The following is a 21,310-nucleotide window of genomic DNA, read 5'->3' on the forward strand; positions in this document are numbered from 1 at the left end:
ATATGGCAAATCTAAATGTGGAATTCATGGGATTAAAACTTAAAAATCCCATAGTTGTAGGAGCTTGTACACTTTCAGCCACCGTCGAAGGTGCTCAGGAATTAGAACGTGCTGGCGCAGCAGCAATTGTTTACAAATCACTATTCGAAGAGCAAATTCAGATGGAACGGGCGCAGTTAGCCGATGAACTTGATGAGTACACGGATCGAAATGCAGAAATGACTTCCATTTTTCCTGCGATTGAGCATGCGGGTGCTAAGGCTCATATTATGAGATTATCCGAAGTTAAAAAAAGTGTTAGTATTCCTGTTATCGCCAGTTTGAATTGTGTTTATGATGTAACCTGGTTCGATTATGCCAAGCAATTGGAAGAAGCTGGAGTTGATGCTTTGGAGTTGAATTTTTACCAAATGCCTGGTAATGTTGATAAAACAGCGGCGCAATTGGAAGATGAAAAAGTGAAAATTGTTGAAACTCTTAAAGAAAGACTGACAATTCCTTTTTGCATTAAACTAAGTCCATATTATACGAATACATTGAATTTTGTGAATCGTTTAGATCAGGCAGGTGCTTCTGCATTTGTTTTGTTTAATCGTTTATTTCAACCAGAAATTGATACTAATACAGAAAGTCATGTCACCAATTTTAATTTGAGTCATCAGGGTGATTTTAAATTGGGATTACGTTACGTTGGCTTATTTTATAAGAAAATTGAAGGCGGGTTATGCGGTACAAATGGAATTTACACTTCTGAAGATGTACTGCAAATGCTTTTAAGTGGTGCAAATATCGTTCAAATGGTGAGTACGTTATATAAAAACAAACCTACGCATATAGCACAAGTACTTGCCGAACTGGAACAATGGATGGATAAAAAGGGGTACAAAAGTATTGATGAATTCAGAGGTAAATTATCTGATAGTGAATTAAAAGCGTCCGATATTTATTACAGAGCACAATATTTAGACTTTATTCTTCATCCCGAAGAAATAATTAATAAGTATCCAATGAGATAAATGTTTGAGAATTTGATGAAATAGCCGGTCACAAGATCGGCTATTTTGATTGAATATCCCTCTGTAAAAGTGTCGCGAAATGCTCTGCAAACGTTTGAAAGACACAAGTCTAAATCATTTTAAAAAAGACACTTATATTGTCAGTTCTTGTTTCCTTTTTTGAAAAAAGAACACTACTTTTGTGTGTAATTTTCAACTGCGAACATAAAATATGCGCCTTGAGAATTCAATAATCTGAAAAATTTAAGTTAATATATAATTGTTATTGAATGCTTTAGTTGTAAAGCAGGAGATTACATTAAAACTAAAAAGCGATAATTATGAGTATGAAGTACGTTTATACTTTTGGTGATGGTAAGGCCGAAGGTAAAGCAGACATGAAGAATTTGCTTGGAGGTAAGGGTGCTAACCTTGCTGAAATGAATCTAATTGGTGTTCCAGTACCTGCAGGTTTCACTATCACTACTGACGTTTGTACTGATTACAACAAGCTTGGTAAAGATGTTGTTGTAGCAATGATTAAAGAACAAGTTGAAGCTGCTGTGAAAGATACAGAAGTTGCAATGAACGCTAAATTTGATGCTAAAGATGGTTCATCTCCATTGTTGGTATCAGTTCGTTCAGGTGCTCGTGCCTCTATGCCAGGTATGATGGACACTGTTCTAAACTTAGGTATGAATGATGAGACAGTAAAAATTATTGCTGAAAAATCAGGAAACGAAAAATTTGCTTACGATTCATATCGTCGTTTCATCCACATGTACGGTGACGTAGTAATGGGTGTTGAGGCTGAAGAAGGTCATCACAATCCATTCGAGGTTGTTTTGGATGAATTGAAAGCATCTAAAGGTTATAAAGTTGATACTGAATTAACTGTTGCAGATCTTAAAGTTCTTGTTGAAGGTTATAAAGCAGTTATTCGTGAGCACGCTGGTGTTGATTTTCCAACAAATCCTTGGGATCAGCTTTGGGGTTCTGTATGTGCTGTATTCGATTCTTGGAATACTGATCGTGCAATCCTTTACCGTCGTATGGAAAATATTCCAGGTGAGTGGGGTACTGCTGTAAACGTACAAGCTATGGTTTATGGTAACATGGGTGATACTTCTGCTACAGGAGTTTGTTTCTCTCGTGATGCTGCTACTGGTGAAGACCAATTCAACGGTGAGTATTTGATCAATGCACAGGGTGAAGATGTTGTGTCTGGTGTTCGTACTCCTCTTGAGATTACTAAAGTTGGTTCACTTCGTTGGGCTGAGCGTAACGGTACTTCTGAAGACGTTCGTAAAGCTGAATTCCTTTCTCTGGAAGAAGCGATGCCTAAATTATATAATGAATTGGATACAATTCAACAAAAATTAGAAGATCATTATTCAGATATGCAAGACATGGAGTTCACCATTCAAGATGGTAAACTTTGGATGTTACAGACTCGTTCTGGTAAGCGTACTGGTGCAGCTATGGTAAAAATGGCTGTAGATATGTTAGCTCAAGGTATGATTGATGAGAAAACAGCAATTTTACGTCAAGAGCCTAACAAATTGGATGAATTACTTCACCCAGTATTTGAGCAATCTGCAATTGATGCTGCTACAGAACTTTCAAAAGGTCTTCCAGCTTCTCCAGGTGCTGCAACTGGTCAAATCGTATTTTCTGCTGATGCTGCTGAAGAGTGGGCTGCTGCAGGCAAAAAAGTAATTTTAGTACGTCGCGAAACTTCTCCAGAAGATTTGAAAGGTATGTACGCTGCTGAAGGTATTCTTACCGAGCGTGGTGGTATGACTTCTCACGCTGCTGTAGTTGCTCGTGGTATGGGTAAATGTTGTATTTCTTCTGCTGCTGGTGTTTTGGTAACAGGAAAATCAATGACTATCAACGGTGTTGATTTCAAAGAAGGTGATTTCATCTCTTTAAACGGTACTACTGGTAAAGTTTACGAAGGTAAAGTTGCTACAATCACTCCTACATTAGATGGTGATTTTGGTAAATTGATGGATCTTGCAGAGAACAACACTCGTATGTACGTTCGTACAAACGCAGATACTCCTGGTGATGCTAAAGCTGCTCGTGAATTCGGCGCTAAAGGTATTGGTCTATGTCGTACAGAGCATATGTTCTTCGAAGGCGATAAGATCTGGAAAATGCGTGAGATGATTCTTGCTGAAAATGTAGAAGGTCGTAAAGCTGCTTTGGCTAAATTACTTCCTGTTCAACGCGAAGATTTCTCTGGAATTTTGGAAGCTATGGACGGTTTTGGTGTAACTATTCGTTTACTGGATCCACCATTGCACGAGTTTACTCCTAACGATGAAGCTTCTCAAATCGAGATGGCTGAAAAATTAGGTATCGATGTATCTATCGTTAAAGCTAAAGTTGATGCACTTCACGAATTCAACCCAATGTTGGGTCATAGAGGTTGTCGTTTAGGAAACACTTACCCTGAAATCACTGAAATGCAAGCTCGTGCTATTATCGAAGCTGCTTGTGATTTGAAAGCAAAAGGAAAAGATCCTAAGCCAGAGATCATGGTTCCTTTAATCGGAACTTTGAAAGAATTCCAATTGCAGGATGCAATCATCAGAGAAACTGCTGCTGCTGTTTTCGCTGAGAAAGGTATCAAAGTTGATTTCATGGTGGGTACTATGATTGAGATTCCTCGTGCTGCTCTTACAGCTGATAAAATTGCTGAGTATGCTGAATTCTTCTCTTTCGGAACAAATGACTTGACTCAAATGGGATTCGGTTATTCTCGTGACGATGCTGGTAAATTCTTACCAATCTATATTGAAAAAGGTATCCTTAAGCACGATCCTTTCCAAGTATTAGATCAAGAAGGTATCGGTCAATTGGTACGTATGGGTTGTGAAAAAGGAAAATCTACTCGTCCTGATATCAAATTAGGTATCTGTGGTGAGCACGGTGGTGAGCCATCTTCAGTTGAGTTCTGTAACTCAGTGGGTATGGATTACGTTTCTTGTTCTCCTTTCCGTGTGCCTATTGCACGTTTAGCTGCTGCTCAAGCTAACTTGAAGCAAAACTAAGAGAATTATATTCTCAATACATAGAAAGGCTGTCCCTCGGGGCAGCCTTTCGTGTTTTGTGGTATTCAGGTTACTCTAAATTTAAGACAGTCAGGCTCTGACTATAAGCAAGCCGTCCATGTCAGGGTATGACTCGATTCCAAATAAATTAGGTACTCCAGATGAGTTCTGTAACTCAGTGGGTATGGAATATTGATTTTCTGGGTTTCTTGTTCTCCTTTCCGTGTGCCTATTGCACGTTTAGCTGCAGCTCAAGCTAACTTGAAGCAAAACTAAGAGAATTAACTTCTCAATACATAGAAAGGCTGTCCCTCGGGGCCGCCTTCCGTGTTTTATAAGCAGGGGGTTCCCTTTCAGGGCGGGCTTTTCGTTCCAACTCCTCGCTCCAGTTCCTGTCTTTGGTTAATCATCCGGTATTTTGTTTCTAAATTCCAATTTCACCTATTCACCAACTTTAGCATCGCTGTGGGGTTTCCTCTTCAATCCCTAACCCAATTCCCCGCATGGCAAACAAACCAAACACTCTTTACGGGTAATTCAATTTAATATCAAAAGCCTGCTTAAAATTCAAGCCACCCATGTCAGGGTATGACTTGATTCCAAATCTAAAAGAACTATTTTGTAAGATGAGTTTTGATGTTAACTTGGCACAATAACACCACCTAGGTATGTATTACTACCATATCACTATATTTTCCTACCAAATAACGGTATGTTACCACTATATTAGTGTATGTTTCCACCAAATAACTATATATCACTACTGTATTAGTGTATATTCCAACCAATAAACTGTGTGTTATCACCATATGATTGAAATATGTTCCCTTAATGCAGGAATAAATTACTGTTTAAGATTAATAATTATTGCAAAATGTAAATTGTATCGCTACATTTAGATATGACTACGAATAAAATGACCCCCATCAACGAGCTGATATTATCAGAAATGAAAAAGCAGGAAGTGAGCATATCTGCAATGGCTAAAAAGCTTGATTTAAGTGTAAATGCCACCTATAATGCCTTAAAAAAGCCAAGCATTTATACCGATCGTCTGGCTGAGATTAGTGAAATACTTCAGGTGAATTTTTTTAAAATACTAGCCGGGCAGCTCAATATTGAAAATCCAATCAATCCTCAACTCGAGAAGCTTACCACTGAAAACACAACTCTTAAAGAGGTAATTGGCCTTTTGGGTGGCAATAAATAATCATCAATTAAATATCGCCTGCTTAAAATCTTAAGCTGGTCATGCTCTGACTATAAACAAGCCGGCCATGTCAGGGTATGACTTGGTTCCGAATCTAAAAGCATTATTTTATAAGATGAGTTTTGATATTAGTTTGGTGTAAATCAGTAAGCAAAATGCTCGGTTTTAGTAATCAAAAGAAAAGCTTGCCTCAAATGAAGCAAGCTTTGTTGTTTATTAAAGTTAATGGTTTAATCTACTCTTGGAGCAATGGTAATATAACTAAGCAATTGAATATTATTAATATCCGAGTAATCGTATTGAAACAAACCTTCCGTTCCGATAACAACCAGTACATTGGCCAAAGGAATCACATCATATGGAGTCATATCCGAGTAAACCTTCAATAAATTGGAACCGAGATTTAAAGGATCCGAGGCATCGTAAATCTTTAAGCCAGCAGTTCCATCGCAAACAAAAAGCAATTCATCATCAATACCCAAGCCATAAGGATTATCCATACTGTACGATTTTAGTAATGTGGGAGTGGTGATGTCACTTAAATCGACAACATCCAGCTGACTGGTGTTTTGTCCGCAAAAATTTCCTGCACGAAGAGTAATGTATGCCAAATTATTGTGCACCACTACTGGGTCGCAACTCATAAAATGAGAATATTGAGAAACTAATTGCGGTGCAAATGGATTCGTGATATCGAAAATATACATTCCATCTCGAGCTCCTATAAACAGGTTCGATTCATAAACAAATAAGGTTTCCATTCCCCAACCAACATTTAATTGACCGTTTTTTGATATCTGATCAGGATTGGATATATCAAACAATTTAAGTGATGAGTTAGAATCGAGTGTGTATAGAGTGTTGGTATTTATCATGAATTTGGCCATGGAACCAGCTTTTCCTGTTCCTCCAGCGGAGGCTTTAACACCCGTTGAGTTAGCTGAATCAAACATTACATCATAATAGTATGGATAATATTTAGGTTCCTCGTATTTCTCACTGATTCGTTTAACTTCCCAGCCAACGACCACACCTTTTTCAGGATCAATTTGTCCGTATGGGTAATTATTATCGGTTGGAGGTAGAGAAAATGGGAAAATATCAGCGAATCGTTTTTCTATTGCAATGGTATTGATATCGCTGATGTTTATTGCAATTAAATCGGTGTAAGAATCAGCATAAAGAATATCATCTTTTACCGCCATGTCGATGTTTCCGGGAATGGAGATGAATTTTGAGTTGATTGGTTTTGTTGGATCCGAATTATCGATAACATGGATTCCTTCGAATTTTTCATTTATTAAAATGAGATCATTGTAGAAATATATTTTTCCGGGAACCAACATTTCTTTGGCACTTTCGGTCTTTACAGCATTTTTAAATTCCTCAGTGGACAGATATACTGGTTCATTTATGGTGTATTCATGTCTTATTTCATCTTCGCACGACCAAGTTCCTGCGCATAAAGAAATAAGGATGGATAGAAATGCCAGATTTTTAATTGTTTTCATAAGTCTGATTTTAAAGCATGGTTTTATAGCTTGTTTTATTTCATGATGCATTTAAATAAAGAGGGTTGCGTATAAATATTTTAATTTTTATTCAACGCAACCATTCCATTGTTGAGTCATCAATAAGAAAAAATCAAATCCATAATTATGAAGACTTTTACAGTATTAATTAAATCAATTGCCATATTAGCTCTGATGATGTTCACTGTTACTTGCGCATTGGCCCAAAAAAAAGTTGATGTTGTTACTCTAAAAAATGGGAACGTTCTTAAAGGGAAAATTGTAAGACAAGTTCCCGGGAAATTTGTTGAGATTGAAACTAAGGATAAGAATTTTTGGCAGTTCGATATGGAAGATATTGCAGACATACGCTTTGAGGCTAAAAGACTGCCGAAAATAGCTAAGGATACTCTTCCCATAAAGAATGAGGGAATGTTTTATGAAGTTCGCATGGGGGCGCTAATTGGGAATAAGGATAATAAAAACAATGCGCCTTTTAGTATGTTGCTATCGGGAAGTTATTTGTTTGAGAATGGAGTGTCGTTTGGTATTGGCGGCGGCTATGAGGCTTATGATGTGGCACAAATGCCTTTGTTCGGAGAGATTAAATATTATACTACAATGAAAGGAATTAAATCCTTTTTGTTTTGTCAGTCAGGATACTCATTCGCACTTGAAGATAAGGATGATCAAAACTATTATTTAAATGGGGCTAATGATATTGATTCAAAAGGGGGTTGGTTAATTAATCCTGGAGTAGGTTTTGTATTTGGAAATAGTGCGAATACTAATTTTACTTTAAATATTGGCTACCGATTTCAAAAGATGGAGCAAAAATGGCACAACACATATACCGATGATACGGAATATTTAAGACATGAAATTAATCGTCTGTCAATTCATCTGGGGCTGATTTTCTAATAAAAGCAGTCTGTTTTTTAATTGTTTCGGAGATTATTCTTACTCTCAGAAAAAAATCAGGATTAGTCCTGATTTTTTTATTTGGTTCTGTTTAGGGTAAAATCTTTCTCTATATAAGCTTCTCTTGTCCTCATTTTTGTAGAAATTGATAAAATTTAATCAGTTTCTTATATCTTTGCAATTCAAAATTAGTTTAAATAAGAAATTTGGCACGAATTATAGCGATCGATTACGGAAGAAAGCGAGTAGGACTTGCTGTCACCGACCCATTACAAATAATTGCCAATGGTTTAGATACTGTTGCGGCAAAAGATGTTTTAACCTATTTGGAAAAATATTTTGAAACGGAAAAGGTTGAATGCATTGTTGTTGGGTATCCAAAGCAAATGAATAATGAGGATAGTGAATCGGTAAAATATCTAAAGCCTTTTTTAGGGAAATTGAAAAAAAAGTTTTCCGATATGCCAATCGAAATGGTAGATGAAAGGTTTACTTCGAAAATTGCTTTTCAAACCATGATCGATGGTGGATTGGGTAAGAAAGCAAGAAGAGATAAAGCAATGATCGATAAAGTGAGTGCTACTATTATATTACAATCGTATATGGAAACCAAAAGAAATCTATTTTAGGATTTGTTTGGATTTAGATAATTAGAGAGATAAATAATGATTTTACCCATTACCATTTACGGTCATCCGGTTTTAAGGAAGGTCGCTAAAGAGATTGATAAGGATTATCCTGAATTGCAGAAATTTATGGATGACATGTGGCAAACCATGTATTTTGCCGATGGAGTTGGATTAGCTGCTCCGCAAGTAGGGCGATCAATAAGAATGTTTGTGCTCGACTGCTCTTCTTTTGCCGAAGATGAACCGGAATTGGAAGACTTCAAGAAAATGTTTATTAATGCGAAAATTACAGAACGCACTGGTGATGAATGGGCCATGTCTGAAGGATGTTTGAGTATTCCTGGTATAAACGAGGATGTTACTCGTTCGGAAAGCATTAAAATAGAGTATTACGACGAGAATTGGGAGTTTCATCAGGAAGAGTATTCAGGTTTTGCAGCCCGGGTTATTCAACATGAATACGATCACTTAGACGGAATCTTGTTTACCGATCATTGTGCCCCTCTAAAAAAGAGATTGCTAAAAGGAAAGTTAACAGGTATCTCGAAAGGGCTTTTTAAAGCCAAATATCGATTTACTCTCGCAAAATAATTTCATAACCTTACCCTTTCGGTAGGGTTTTTTTATTGGAAATCGGTTTGTATATATGTATGGGGAAATCCTGAAAGGCGGAGTTGCGTTACTGAATGTTTATAATTTAGTAAACAAATTTATAAAACCTTCGTACTAGCACGTGTTGACTGATAAACTAACTTAAAGTTCTTATGATGAAAAAATTATTACTACTACTTATTTTTCTTGTTCCATTTTTAGGCAAATCGCAGGATATCGAGCAATTCCTATTGGCAGGAACAGAAGATGCATCTAAATTGACTGAAAATTACGTGAGACCTGTTGCAAAAGGCTTTATGTACGGATTAAATAACGGTTGGTATTCAACTGCTCGAACACATAAGAAGTTAGGTTTTGACATTACTTTTGTTGCCAATCTAGCTAAAGTTCCAGGGAAAGATGAGATGTTTAAGTTTGTGGAAAGTGATTATTCCAACATTACTTTAGCAAATGGATCCAGTGATATTCAAACTTTAATGGGCGGTAATAATAACGCGACCTTACAAGCAAGCATAGATGCGGGCGGAGGAACATATAATCTTGCAAATTTCAGTATTCCGGATGGTATTGGCAGTGATTTGCCTATGAATGCAGTTCCAACAGCAACATTGCAAGTAGGCGTTGGAATTCCTGTAATTGATGCTGATTTGAAATTGAGATACCTTCCTAAAGTCGGATCATCTGATTTAGAAGTTGGAATGTTTGGTATTGGAATTCAGAAAAGCTTAACGAAAATATTGAAAATTGATAAAACTCCGGTTGATGTTTCTGCATTAATCGCTTATACAAAATTGACCTCAGAGTATGATATTCAAGGGGATTCAGGTTTTGACGGAAGCGGTCAGTTGATGGAATTTACAACGAATGCCTATACAATTCAGGCAATTGCTTCGGTTAATTTAAAACTGATTGAATTCTATGGTGCTGTTGGTTACAATACAGCAAAAATGGATGTAGACATTAAGGGAACATACGAATTGGAATATACTGATGTTAATTCAGGTACAACTGTTGCTTCAGAAACCTTGGTTGATCCTGTATCGGTTGATTTTAAGGCAAGTGGTGTAAGGGCTACCATAGGTACTCGTTTAAATATGGCGTTTTTCAAAATATTTGCCGATTATACAATTCAGGAGTACAATACAATAACTGCGGGAATCGCATTTAGTTTTAGATAATTTTTTGAATGCATGACAGCATTCTGTGCATTAGATAGATAAGCCCTTGTTCCTAGAACAGGGGCTTTTGCTTTTTAAAAGAATTAGTGTTAAATTCAGTTTACCATAAATTGAATTATTAATGAGTTTTAGAGAGCTGCTTCGTCAAAATCCTTTTCTTCGACTCCTACTTCCATTGGTAATAGGAGTTACTTTGTCAGATATTGTTCGTATTCCTCAAATTTTGAGTTGGCTTCTGGTTCTGTTTGGCGTTTTCGGAGTTCTTCTTTTTACCTTAATCGCAAAACTGCGTAAGTCCTATTCTCTTCGTACGTTATTTGGTGTTTTTGTATTTGCCATGTGTTTTGGATTTGGAACTATCAGGTACAACGATATTCAGTCCCAAATGTATCTTCCCATTTCTAAATCTAAAATTATTTTAAAGGGTAAAGTGTTGGATACACCTATTGAGAAGGGGAATAGTTTTGCACTTGTGTTAGATGTTCAAAATGTAAAAGCTTTAGATAAATGGCAAAAAGTATCTGGTAAGGCAATCGTTTATCTTCAAAAGAATAGGAAAGCCAAGGAGCTCCGAATTGGCGATTTACTTGTGCTGAAGACTGAATTGCAAAGAGTGAAAAACGCAGGTAATCCACATGAATTTGATTACGCATCTTATCTGAAAACTCAACACATTTTGTATTCTGCCTACACCGACTCTTTATCATGGAAGCAAATAGGAAAGGGGGCTGATTTTTCAATTAGAGCATTGGCTTCGAAGTGGAGAGATCGTTTATTAGTGATCTATCGAAAAAATGGAATCCAGAATGAGAGTTTTGATATTTTGGCAGCTTTAACTCTGGGGTACAAAGCAGGAATGGATCCGGAAATTAAAAGAGCTTGGGCAGATGCTGGCGCAATGCACGTTTTGGCTGTTTCTGGCTTGCACGTTGGCATTATCTATATGATCATGAATTATTTGCTTCGCTTTTTAGCTCGTTTTAAGTATGGACGCCATTCACGAGGTATTCTTCTTTTACTAACGCTCTGGACCTATGCTCTTTTAACTGGAATGTCTCCATCGGTAATGAGATCGGCAACAATGTTTAGTTTCATTGTCGTAGGGGAAATGCTCAAAAGAAATGGAAGTATTTATAATTCCTTGGCCATCTCGGCATTTTTTCTTCTGTTAATTGATCCCTTTTTGCTGTTTACTATAGGTTTTCAGTTCTCTTATTTGGCGGTGGTAAGCATTGTCTTCTTTCAACCTCAGTTCGATAAACTTATTTATATTGGTAATCCAATCCTGAAAAAGTTATGGCAGCTTACAACAGTTTCCTTATCTGCACAAATAGGAACATTTCCATTGGCTGTTTATTATTTTCATCAGTTCCCATCTTACTTTTTGCTTTCCGGATATGTCGTTATTATCATGGCCGGAATACTGATTTATCTGTCGGCACTATTGCTGATTTTGTCTCCAATAAATATTCTTTCTCAAGGTTTAGGTTGGTTGTTGCGGAATCTCGTTGAAGGAATGAATTATTTGATTGTGAAAATTCAAGGGCTGCCTGGTTCTGTTCTAAGGGAATTATCGCTGAGTCAATATCAATTAATTTTTACTTATTTTCTTCTTCTTTCATTGATTTCACTTATTTCTTTTACCCGTAAAAAGGCTCTTTTGGCAATGATCGTAATTTTAATTTGCTTTCAATTACCAAACACAATTCAGGCTTTTCAGATTCCTAAAAAAGAAATGCTGGTTTTTCATACTCGAGGGCATAGTATTGTAGGCTTTGTAGAAGGTGAAAAAGGATTGTTTTTAGTTGATGATAAAATCTTACCGAAAAATAGTGATCGAATAATTCAACCATTCGTTCTAAACGAAAATATAAATGAAATAAGCTGTGATACACTAAAAGCTATTGATGTTAAGGCGATAGGGGGAGAGGTTATAGCGATAATAGGAAAGAGTAATTCTACTTTATCGGAAATGTTGAGAATTATCCAACCCGACTATATTATATTTCGTTCGTATGGTTTGAAATCCATAAAAATGATAGCAAAAGAATTTCCAAATAGTAAAATGATTATTGATGCTTCGATCTATCAGAGAGATCGAAAGAAATATCTTTTAATGGGAAATGAGTATGAATCGAATCTTTTTGATGTACAAGAGGATGGGGTTTGTATTTATACTTTGTCAACCGTAAATTAAGTTTCATCATCGAAAGAAAAGCTTTTAGATTCCCTCTTTGATTTTATAAACACTTTTGGTAATTTAGAGAGCTTGGCCAATTAATAATTTTTAACGAATAGCTTTAGATTTTGATTGTTTATGTGTTAATTTGCCGCTTCAAATTCCATTTATTTAACGGAACAAAGTTATGAAGATTGTAATTGCTGGCGCAGGGGCAGTAGGAATACACTTAGCAAAAATGCTAAGTAATGAGGATCATGATATTATCTTATTGGATAATGATGAAGATAAATTAAAGGAGATTGATTCCCATTTGGATTTATTAACCATTGTAGGGTCAAGTTCTTCTCTTAAGGATCTTAAAGAAGCTCGTGTTAAAAAGGCAGATCTTTTTATTGCTGTAACTCAATCAGAGGAGACAAATATAACGTCATGCATTCTTGCTAAAAAGTTGGGTGCGATCAGAACAATTGCTCGTATTGACAATCAAGAATATTTGATTCCTGAGAATAAAGAATATCTTAAAAGTTTGGGAATTGATGAGCTGATTTATCCGGAAAGATTGGCATCGAAAGAGGTTATTAGTTACTTATCCCGATCCGGGACTCGCCAGTTGTATGAATTCTCTGGGGGGAAACTTCTCTTGTACGGAATAAAAATTAGCAGTAAGTCAATTTTGATGGATAAAACCATGGCTGAAATAGATGAAATGACTGGGGATTTGGATTTTAGAGCCGTTGCCATAAAACGTGGTGATATGACAATCATTCCAAGAGGTCACAATCGATTTTCCCGCGGTGATTTAGTTTTTATTGTAAGCAAGCCCGATGCAATGGAAAGGGTAATGCGCCTTGCCGGAAAAGAGAAATACGAGATCAAAAATGCAATGATTCTTGGAGGAAGCCGAATTGGTCAGAAAACAGCACTGGAACTGGGGCATAAACTGAATCTGAAATTGATTGAACTTGATAAGGATAAGAGTTTAAAACTTGCTGATCTGCTCCAAGACACATTGGTTATTAATGGTGACGGTAGGGATAAAGAATTACTTAAAGAAGAAGGAATTCACAAAATGGATGCTTTTGTGGCTGTTACAGGAAATTCGGAAACGAATATTCTAGCTTGTTTACTGGCCAAAAAAATGGGCGTGAAGAGAACCATTGCTGAGGTAGAAAATATCGATTATATCGATTTAGCTGATAATATTGGTGTTGGTACCATGATTAATAAAAAATTGCTGGCTGCCAGTTATATTTATCGCTTCACTAGGGATGCTGATGTTCAGCATAGTAGATGGCTGACTGTTTCGGAGGCTGAGGTTATTGAATTGGTGGCTAAACCCGATTCTAAAATTACCAAGGGCATGCTAATGGATATGAATTTCCCGGAGGATGCTAATATCGGTGGAATTATAAGAGAAAATAAAGGTTTTATTGCAGCAGGTGATACTCAAATTCAGGCTAACGATAAGGTTGTTGTGTTTACTCTTCCATCTGCAATTAAAAAAGTTGAGAAATTCTTCAAATAATAGTCCTCAGAGCCGAATTTATTGAATTCGGTTTCTTTCTTACCCTTTTTACAGAACGAATTTTAATAATGTTTTTCTCTTTTTTGGAAATCGTAAAATAAGCTGGTTCGAAATGTTCAACTGGAAATTTGTTTTTTATGTGATGTCGGTTCTAATGATCGTGGAAAGTTTCTTTCTGATTATTAGTTCCGTAGTAGCCTTACTTTATGGCGAAGGTGATTTTATATGTTTTGTACAGTCTGCAGGAATTTCTCTTTTTTTTGGAGGAATAATATATCTTTTTACGCAAAATTGCAGTAGGGATATTGGCAAAAGAGAGGCGTTCCTAGTCGTAAGTTTGGTCTGGGTTGTTTTTTCTATTTTTGGAGCATTACCCTTTCTATTGGGAGGATACATTCCAAATTTCACAGATGCTTTTTTCGAATCCATTTCGGGTTTTACCACTACAGGAGCTTCAATTGTGAATGATATTGAGGCCTTACCCCACGGTATTTTATTCTGGAGATCATTAACTCATTTATTGGGTGGAATGGGGATCTTGGTTTTAACTGTTGCCATTTTACCTGTTTTTGGAATTGGAGGAATGGCTATGTTTAATGCCGAAGCAGCAGGGATTACGATGGGTAAATTACACCCACGTATTAAAGAAACAGCGCAACGTTTATGGGGGATTTATATGCTCTTGGTTGCAATTGAAACGATCTTTTTGGTTTTTGGAGAAATGGATTGGTTCGATGCCATTTGTCATTCATTTGGAACTTTAGCTTCGGGAGGGTTTTCTACGAAAAATACGAGTATTGTTAATTACTCACCCTACACACAATATGTCTTGATTGTCTTTATGTTTTTTGCTGGAGTCAATTTTACACTTCACTATTTCGCGATAAAGGGACGGTTTAGAAAGATATGGCAGAATCAGGAATTTAAAGTATACACGGGTTTAATCGTATTGGTTACAAGTATTATTACTTTGACTTTGGTTTATCTGGATCATGGGACTTTTGAAAAATCTTTTCGTGACGCCTTGTTTCAAGTTACTTCGATAATTACGAGTACGGGTTTTGTGAGTGCCGATTATTCGCTATGGCATCCATATTTAGTGTTCTTAATTTTTGGATTGATGTTTACTGGAGCTTGTGTTGGTTCTACATCGGGAGGAGTTAAAATTTTACGTCATTTACTACTTTTCAAAAATAGTATACTCGAATTCAAGCGAATGATCCATCCTTCGGCCGTATTGCCTGTTCGCTACAATAAAGAGATGGTGGGACAAGATGTTATATCTAAAATACTGGCTTTTGTGATTTTGTATTTTATGGTTTTTTTTATTGGTTGTTTTGCTATGACATTAATTGGGTTGGATTTAATTTCGGCGATGGGTGCTGTTGCAACAACAATGGGAGGAATAGGTCCTGGATTGGGAGTTGTAGGTCCAATGAATAATTTCGCATCTGTTCCTGAGGTTGGAAAGTGGATTCTTTCATTTCTAATGATATTGGGTAGATTAGAGTTATTCACCTTTTTAATTATTTTTGTTCCGTCTTTTTGGAAGAATCAATAAACTTTATTTTTTTTAAAACCTTAGAATTTTATCTTTGGTTTAAATCTTAAGCTTACAAAAGTGATAAAGCACAAAATAATTCTCAATATTCTTGGTAAACTCCTAGTTGGAGAAAGTTTCTTTTTATTTCTATCACTGCTGGTTTCTCTATTTTATCAGGAATCAGATTCTATGGCTTTTGTGAAGTCCATGCTAATTACTTTTTCTGTTGGTGGAGTTTGTTACATGCTTTCAAGAGGTGTAGGAAAAGATTTAGGAAAGCGGGAAGGCTATATCATTGTAAGTCTTGTTTGGATTATTTTTTCAATATTCGGTTGTCTTCCATATCTTTTCAGCGGAGCTATTCCCTCGGTTACAGATGCTTTTTTTGAAACGATGTCTGGTTTCACAACCACAGGTTCTTCGATACTTAATAATATTGAAGAATTGCCACATGGAATTCTTTTTTGGAGATCAATTACTCAATGGATGGGAGGAATGGGGATCATAGTTATGTTTCTTGCTATTCTTCCAACTTTAGGCATAGGAGGACGAGAGCTTTTTCTAGCAGAGGTTCCAGGTTTTGCACCCGATAAATTAGCTCCAAGAATTAAAGAAACTGCTCGTAATTTATGGGGATTATACATTCTGTTTACTTTCGCTGAAACGATTTTGCTTTTTGTGGGAGGTATGAATTTTTTTGATGCAATTAATCATTCGTTAACAACCATGGCTACCGGAGGATATTCGACTAAGCAAGCAAGTGCAGGATTCTTTACATCACCTTATTTACAGTATGTAATCATCTTTTTCATGTTTGTGGCCGGAACCAACTTTACCCTTGCTTATGCAATGGTGACAGGAAAAGCTTCAAAAGTATTTAAGGATGAAGAATTTCGTTTTTACACCTTGGTCGTTTTGTTATTTACTGGTATTATTACTGTTGTTTTGGTTGTTGGAGAAGATTTTGGCCTTGAACGAGCTTTTCGAGATGGCTTGTTTACTGTTGTCTCAATTATTACTACAACAGGCTACGCAACTGCGGATTATCTTCTTTGGACACCATTTTTAGGTATGTTGGTGTTTGTTCTGTTTTTTGTTGGAGGTTCTGCTGGATCAACCGGAGGAGGAGTAAAAGTTGTTCGGATATTGTTGCTATTCAAAAATAGTTTCTACGAACTTAAACGTTTGGTACATCCAAATGCAGTAATTCCAATTCGTTACAACGGACATGTTGTTGATCAAAAAACAGTCACCAATATATTGGCATTTTTTGTTTTTTATATCATTATTTTCATGATGTCCTCAGTTCTGATGTCTCTTTGGACCCCCGATATTTATTCTGCATTTAGTGCAGTCGCAACAACACTCGGTAACATTGGACCTGGATTTGGAGAAATAGGCCCAATGGATAATTTCTTTCATTTACCAGCTTTGGCAAAATGGTTCTTATCATTCCTAATGTTACTTGGGCGCTTAGAACTGTTTACAGTGTTAGTATTATTCTCACCTGCATTTTGGAAGCATTAAGCATCTGGGCAGTTTGGACTATTTGCTGTTTCGGAATTCTATAATCTTCAATAATTATGTTGGCTTTTAGATATTTTAGCTAAGTAGGTGAAAGTAATGCTCGTGGTTAAAAATGATTAGTTCACGTAAGAATTTATTAGTTTTAACATGTTATTTGCAATTGTTTTGTTTAATTTTAATTAATATTGCGGCTTGTTCGTTTTGAATAACATTATAATTAAAATTCATGAAAAATATTACAGAGTACAATCATCTGATTGAGAAAGCGATGGCAAAATACAAGCAAGATACACGGAAAATTATTGAGGAATTTGAGAGTAAATTTAATAAAGGGAGTATTGTTGCAACCCATCATTTTAACAATGCAAGCCCGGAGTTAATAGGTTTGGTAAAATCAGAGCTTGAGGAATCGGGATTTAGACCCGAATTGATAGGTAATAAACCTGATGGTCATGTTGCTCTTCGTGTTAGTTTGCTCAGATCATAAGAGATTGTAGTTTTCAAATAAACGCTAAAAACAATGCCATCAATATTCAGTTGATGGCATTTCTTTTAAGTTTGGTTTGTTCTTATAGTACTCACCAATTTCAGATCGAATAAATTTAAATGAATCGGAGGTGCTATCTACAAATGTTGATACTTTATTATTGTCGCAGTATAACTAATGATCATTCAGGTTTGTATTTTTTCAGATAAATTATTTATTTTGAAGTGACTCAATTTCTTGCAATACTGCTTGTGCTTGCACATATTTAAGATCGCTTTCCGAACGATTTACCTTCGACAAATCATGGCATTCTTTCAGTAATGATTCGTATTTTTTGTGCAGAATTTCTGCTTTTGTTTTCTTTTTGAATAATCCAAACATGAGTTTTTATTTTATAGTTTAGTACTTGACATACCCCCATTAACATGAATAATTTGTCCACTTATCCAAGAGGCTTTATCTGATCAAAGAAATGCGCCCATTTCAGCAATATCTTTTGCTTTGCCAACTCCTTTCTCGTATCTGTTTGATATCTCCTAATTTAGTAGTTTCCCATTTTAATAATTTAGATTATTTGGTCGTGAATACAGCAACTGCATTACATTGATATTCCGCATGTCAAAGGCTGCTTCGCAATAAGAAAGATAGTAATTCCATCTTCTGATAAATAAGTTGTTAAAGCCAAGTGCGTTGACTTCTTTTTCTTTTTGATTGAAGGTGTCACGCCACATTCGCAAGGTTTTCGCGTAATGTTTACCCATGTCTTCCAAGTGGATAGGTGTTAAATCTGAACTTTGATTCATTGCATTGTGCAAGGCAGACACCGATGGTAATAAAGAACCAGGGAAGATGTGTTTTTGAATCCAGTCAACCCCTGTTTTCATCTCTTTAAAGCGTGAATCGGGACAGGTAATTACTTGTATGGCTAACAAACCGTTTGTTGCGAGTAGGTTATTTACTTTTGAGAAGAATGGTTTGTAGAATTTGTGTCCAACCGCTTCCAGCATTTCTATCGAAACAATTTTATCAAACTTGCCATTCACTAGTCTGTAATCTTTAAATAGGATGCTGACCCGATCTTCCAATCCCGCATTTTCAACCCGCTGTTTAGCATACACATATTGCTCTTTAGAAATGGTAATGGCTGTTACATGAACAGAGAAGTTCTTTGCCATAAAAATGGCCATTCCTCCCCAGCCACATCCTATTTCAAGTACACGATCACCACTGGTAAGTCTCATTTTCTCTGCCAGTTTTTGGTATTTCATTTGCTGAGCTTCGTACAGCGATGTTTCTTCATTTATGAAAAAAGCCGCCGAGTAAGTCATGCTTTTATCCAACCATAGCGAGTAAAAATCATTGCTTAAATCGTAGTGAGCAGCAATGTTTTTTTCCGATCCGGCAAGTGTGTTCTTCCGAAAATTGTGCGCCATTTTATTCAGCCATTTAAAAAGATTAAAGGCTGCTGTTTTAATTTTACTTCCTGATAAACTTGGCGCATTATCGATGTTCGCAAGAATCCAGGAAATCAATTTTGTGATGTCGGATGTTTCCCACAAGCCTTTCTCGTAAGCTTCTCCAAATCCTATATCTCCATAAAAGAAAAGCTGCTTGTAAAATTCGGGTGAAAGAATTCTAATGTCGGCTTTGATTTTTGAATTCTCCGAACCAAAGCGGTATATACTTTGATTTGGAAGGCACACTTCAATTGATTCTCTGTCCATTTTTTGAAGGAAATTTAGAAATATTTTTTCCTGAAATCCGGCGTTTTGTTGTATTGTCAGCGTGTTTTCCATGTTGAGAGATTTTTATCCGTGAGCTTGTTCTTTTCTTCGTATTTTTTTAATCGATCTTGTTGTAAATCCAAATGTTCATTTTTTCTGAAATAGGGAATCCCTTTAAGGTAGAGTTTCAAGGCCTGATAGTGAATCAGGAAGATAACCTGCAAGGTGATGACAGGAAAACGAAGCATAAAACGGATTACATTTCGATTGTTAAGTACTAACTGTTTGCCTCGAAGCGAAGCTGTGAAAATTCGTTTGCCATCTTTGTAGTCATCGATTTTGTTGAAAAATACCTTTCCAGGGATACTGAGTTCAAAATCAAAATCGACATCGTGTTGGATAAAGGGGGATACGTAAAAGTGTTTTTTCTTTCGATCACTAAACTTTCCGTTGCAATAGTTGTCTTTACCCAGATAGAACAATTTCATTTCCCCGTAGGTATTGTTCACTTCAGCAATACTTCCCAAAGGTTTATTTTCTTCATCAAAACAATAGTAAAAGGAAACCGGATTAAATTGATACCCTAAGGTGCATAAATTGGTTAGCAGGATTATTTTGGCAGGAGGCTGATGAATGCCTTGTTCCTGCAAAAATTGTTCTACCTGAAAACGAACACCTTTGAGTTCTCCTGATGTTGTCAGCTGCAAATGATCTCTATCGCGAAAATTGAAGTAATTAAATCGGTTGTGACTTACAAACCACAGTGTTTTGGAAATAACCGGTAGTTCATCCAGGTCGATACTGAACAGGAAGCTTTTGTATCGAAATGATCGATGAATCTTTTCTGTTCGGGAATGAAATACCTCGCATTCGTATAGGCTTGAATTGATGATATGTTCTTCTTTTGTTGTCATCCTGCTTTTTGCTTTATCTTTTTTTTCTGTTCTGTTTTTAAGATTGTATTGGCTAGTTCTACAGCCGAACTATAGGCGTCTTCATGAAATCCATATCTGAAATAACTTCCGCAGAAATAGATCGGACCCTCTCGATTCAATTCAGGTAAGCGCTCTTGTGCTTTCATTGCTTCTACCGTAAAAATTGGATGATCGTATTGAATGCTTTTGTGAATCTTTTTAAGCTCCAATTCAATTGGGTTAATGGACACAAAATAGTTTTGTTTCTTGGATACATTCTGCAGGGAATTCATGTTGTAAACCGTGCTGGTTTTTATGCTTCCCGAACGATCATCCATTAGATAATTCCAGCTCGACCACACTTTTTTGTTGTGTGGCATTACCGAACAATCAGAATGTAAAACCGCTTTGTTTTGCTGATAGCAGAATTGCGATAAAAGTTTCTTTTGCAGTTTACTCGGATTGGAAAGCAAAGAAAGAGCTTCATCTGCATGAGCAGCAACAATTACCTTGTCGAACCAATGCTCTTTGCCTGCGCTAGTTGTAATTTTCACCTGTTCTCCTACAGATAGAATTTCTTTTATGGCCGAATTTAAACGTATTTTATCCCGAAAGGGTGCAATAAGCAATTGTTTGTAGCTTTCACTTCCCCCGTCCACAGTATACCATGGAAAGTGGGAATCCACACCCAGCATACCATGGTTGCGAAAGAAATGCACAAGGCTTTTGACCGGAAATTTTAAACTCACATCAGGTGGTGTAGACCAAATTGCCGAACTCATCGGAACAAGGTATTTGTCGGTAAATTCTTTTCCCAGCTTCTTTTGCTGAATGTATTCTTGTACAGTCAAGTTTTCGAGATTGCCATTCAAAAGATCCTGTAAACTCTCTTTGTTGAATCGATTTATCTCCAATAACATTTTAATGAATCGTGCATTAAAGATATTTTTGCGTTGCGCGAAAAGGCCGGAAAAACCCGAACCGCAATATTCCAATTGACTGCTTTTGTGTTGCACACTAAAGCTCATGCTGGTTCGTTTAATGGGCACTTTAAGTTGATTGAACAGATTCAACAAGTTTGGATAGGTTTGTTTGTTGAAAACCATAAAGCCTGTGTCAATAGGAATTTGTTGGCCATCCTCTTCGACATAAACTGTATTAGTGTGTCCTCCAACGTAATTGTTTTTTTCGAACAGTTCAATCTCGTAGCTGTGCTGAAGTAAATGTGCAGCACCCATTCCGGCAATTCCAGTTCCTACAATTGCAAGTCGTTGTTTTTTGAAGTCCATA

At 36.4% G+C, this 21,310-nt stretch carries 17 protein-coding genes; 12 read left to right on the top strand and 5 right to left on the bottom strand.

Going from position 1 to position 21,310, the window contains the following annotated elements:
- Positions 1–2 precede the first annotated feature (2 nt).
- The 3 genes from ALGA_RS12955 (at position 3) to ALGA_RS12965 (ending at position 5,267) form a co-directional block, all read left to right on the top strand.
- Complete coding sequence (locus tag ALGA_RS12955) at positions 3–1,016, top strand: dihydroorotate dehydrogenase-like protein (RefSeq protein ID WP_096429700.1); 1,014 nt, start codon at positions 3–5, stop codon at positions 1,014–1,016.
- A gap of 320 nt (positions 1,017–1,336) precedes the next feature.
- Positions 1,337–4,057, top strand: coding sequence for a pyruvate, phosphate dikinase (ppdK, locus tag ALGA_RS12960; protein ID WP_096429701.1), 2,721 nt, complete (start codon positions 1,337–1,339; stop codon positions 4,055–4,057).
- Between the two features lie 901 nt (positions 4,058–4,958).
- On the top strand, positions 4,959–5,267 hold the full coding sequence (locus ALGA_RS12965) for a hypothetical protein (protein ID WP_145957627.1): 309 nt from the start codon (positions 4,959–4,961) through the stop codon (positions 5,265–5,267).
- Positions 5,268–5,497: 230 nt separating this feature from the next.
- On the opposite strand, the gene ALGA_RS12970 is transcribed toward ALGA_RS12965, so the two are convergent.
- Complete coding sequence (locus ALGA_RS12970) at positions 5,498–6,778, bottom strand: LVIVD repeat-containing protein (RefSeq protein WP_096429703.1); 1,281 nt, start codon at positions 6,776–6,778, stop codon at positions 5,498–5,500.
- Positions 6,779–6,925: 147 nt separating this feature from the next.
- On the opposite strand from ALGA_RS12970, the gene ALGA_RS12975 reads away from it, so the two are divergent.
- The 9 genes from ALGA_RS12975 (at position 6,926) to ALGA_RS13015 (ending at position 17,382) form a co-directional block, all read left to right on the top strand.
- On the top strand, positions 6,926–7,699 hold the full coding sequence (locus ALGA_RS12975) for a hypothetical protein (RefSeq protein ID WP_096429704.1): 774 nt from the start codon (positions 6,926–6,928) through the stop codon (positions 7,697–7,699).
- A gap of 206 nt (positions 7,700–7,905) precedes the next feature.
- The gene (gene ruvX, locus ALGA_RS12980) at positions 7,906–8,328 is read left to right on the top strand and encodes a Holliday junction resolvase RuvX (RefSeq protein WP_096429705.1); all 423 of its coding nucleotides are present in this window, start codon (positions 7,906–7,908) and stop codon (positions 8,326–8,328) included.
- Between the two features lie 36 nt (positions 8,329–8,364).
- Positions 8,365–8,919, top strand: a complete 555-nt coding sequence (gene def, locus ALGA_RS12985; protein WP_096429706.1) for a peptide deformylase — start codon at positions 8,365–8,367, stop codon at positions 8,917–8,919.
- Between the two features lie 173 nt (positions 8,920–9,092).
- Positions 9,093–10,118, top strand: coding sequence for a DUF6588 family protein (locus ALGA_RS12990; protein ID WP_145957628.1), 1,026 nt, complete (start codon positions 9,093–9,095; stop codon positions 10,116–10,118).
- Between the two features lie 121 nt (positions 10,119–10,239).
- Positions 10,240–12,315 carry a ComEC/Rec2 family competence protein gene (locus ALGA_RS12995; protein ID WP_096429708.1) on the top strand — a complete coding sequence of 692 codons (2,076 nt, stop codon included), beginning with the start codon at positions 10,240–10,242 and terminating at the stop codon, positions 12,313–12,315.
- A 169-nt stretch (positions 12,316–12,484) separates the two neighbouring features.
- A complete protein-coding gene (gene trkA / locus ALGA_RS13000) occupies positions 12,485–13,825 on the top strand; it encodes a Trk system potassium transporter TrkA (protein WP_096429709.1) in 1,341 nt (446 codons plus the stop codon).
- 112 nt (positions 13,826–13,937) lie between these two features.
- Entirely contained in the window at positions 13,938–15,386 is a 1,449-nt protein-coding gene (locus tag ALGA_RS13005; RefSeq protein ID WP_096429710.1) for a TrkH family potassium uptake protein, read from the top strand.
- Between the two features lie 60 nt (positions 15,387–15,446).
- Positions 15,447–16,895: a TrkH family potassium uptake protein gene (locus tag ALGA_RS13010; protein WP_096429711.1), complete on the top strand. Its 1,449-nt coding sequence runs from the start codon at positions 15,447–15,449 to the stop codon at positions 16,893–16,895.
- A gap of 226 nt (positions 16,896–17,121) precedes the next feature.
- Positions 17,122–17,382, top strand: coding sequence for a hypothetical protein (locus ALGA_RS13015; protein ID WP_096429712.1), 261 nt, complete (start codon positions 17,122–17,124; stop codon positions 17,380–17,382).
- A 210-nt stretch (positions 17,383–17,592) separates the two neighbouring features.
- Here the strand turns inward: ALGA_RS13015 and ALGA_RS22795 are convergent, their stop codons facing one another.
- From ALGA_RS22795 to ALGA_RS13030, 4 genes are all read right to left on the bottom strand, one after another.
- Positions 17,593–17,763 carry a Lacal_2735 family protein gene (locus tag ALGA_RS22795; protein ID WP_145957629.1) on the bottom strand — a complete coding sequence of 57 codons (171 nt, stop codon included), beginning with the start codon at positions 17,761–17,763 and terminating at the stop codon, positions 17,593–17,595.
- A gap of 176 nt (positions 17,764–17,939) precedes the next feature.
- Positions 17,940–19,178 carry an SAM-dependent methyltransferase gene (locus ALGA_RS13020; RefSeq protein WP_096429713.1) on the bottom strand — a complete coding sequence of 413 codons (1,239 nt, stop codon included), beginning with the start codon at positions 19,176–19,178 and terminating at the stop codon, positions 17,940–17,942.
- Complete coding sequence (locus ALGA_RS13025; protein ID WP_096429714.1) at positions 19,163–20,020, bottom strand: DUF1365 domain-containing protein; 858 nt, start codon at positions 20,018–20,020, stop codon at positions 19,163–19,165. The genes ALGA_RS13020 and ALGA_RS13025 overlap by 16 nt, the downstream gene beginning before the upstream one ends.
- Positions 20,017–21,309, bottom strand: a complete 1,293-nt coding sequence (locus tag ALGA_RS13030) for an NAD(P)/FAD-dependent oxidoreductase (RefSeq protein ID WP_096429715.1) — start codon at positions 21,307–21,309, stop codon at positions 20,017–20,019. Before ALGA_RS13030 ends, ALGA_RS13025 begins: the two co-directional genes overlap by 4 nt.
- Position 21,310 lies beyond the last annotated feature (1 nt).

This window comes from Labilibaculum antarcticum (assembly GCF_002356295.1).
Taxonomy (GTDB): domain Bacteria; phylum Bacteroidota; class Bacteroidia; order Bacteroidales; family Marinifilaceae; genus Labilibaculum; species Labilibaculum antarcticum.

Excerpts from the sequence above, each read along its gene's own strand:
- ALGA_RS13025 (WP_096429714.1), bottom strand. The coding sequence starts at position 20,020 with ATGACAACAAAAGAAGAACATATCATCAATTCAAGCCTATACGAATGC.
- ALGA_RS13030 (WP_096429715.1), bottom strand. The coding sequence starts at position 21,309 with ATGGACTTCAAAAAACAACGACTTGCAATTGTAGGAACTGGAATTGCC.
- ALGA_RS13015 (WP_096429712.1), top strand. The coding sequence starts at position 17,122 with ATGAAAAATATTACAGAGTACAATCATCTGATTGAGAAAGCGATGGCA.
- ALGA_RS12990 (WP_145957628.1), top strand. The coding sequence starts at position 9,093 with ATGATGAAAAAATTATTACTACTACTTATTTTTCTTGTTCCATTTTTA.
- ppdK (WP_096429701.1), top strand. The coding sequence starts at position 1,337 with ATGAGTATGAAGTACGTTTATACTTTTGGTGATGGTAAGGCCGAAGGT.
- ALGA_RS22795 (WP_145957629.1), bottom strand. The coding sequence starts at position 17,763 with ATGTTTGGATTATTCAAAAAGAAAACAAAAGCAGAAATTCTGCACAAA.
- ALGA_RS13020 (WP_096429713.1), bottom strand. The coding sequence starts at position 19,178 with ATGGAAAACACGCTGACAATACAACAAAACGCCGGATTTCAGGAAAAA.
- ALGA_RS12995 (WP_096429708.1), top strand. The coding sequence starts at position 10,240 with ATGAGTTTTAGAGAGCTGCTTCGTCAAAATCCTTTTCTTCGACTCCTA.
- ALGA_RS12965 (WP_145957627.1), top strand. The coding sequence starts at position 4,959 with ATGACTACGAATAAAATGACCCCCATCAACGAGCTGATATTATCAGAA.
- ALGA_RS13005 (WP_096429710.1), top strand. The coding sequence starts at position 13,938 with ATGTTCAACTGGAAATTTGTTTTTTATGTGATGTCGGTTCTAATGATC.
- trkA (WP_096429709.1), top strand. The coding sequence starts at position 12,485 with ATGAAGATTGTAATTGCTGGCGCAGGGGCAGTAGGAATACACTTAGCA.
- def (WP_096429706.1), top strand. The coding sequence starts at position 8,365 with ATGATTTTACCCATTACCATTTACGGTCATCCGGTTTTAAGGAAGGTC.
- ALGA_RS12970 (WP_096429703.1), bottom strand. The coding sequence starts at position 6,778 with ATGAAAACAATTAAAAATCTGGCATTTCTATCCATCCTTATTTCTTTA.
- ALGA_RS12955 (WP_096429700.1), top strand. The coding sequence starts at position 3 with ATGGCAAATCTAAATGTGGAATTCATGGGATTAAAACTTAAAAATCCC.
- ALGA_RS12975 (WP_096429704.1), top strand. The coding sequence starts at position 6,926 with ATGAAGACTTTTACAGTATTAATTAAATCAATTGCCATATTAGCTCTG.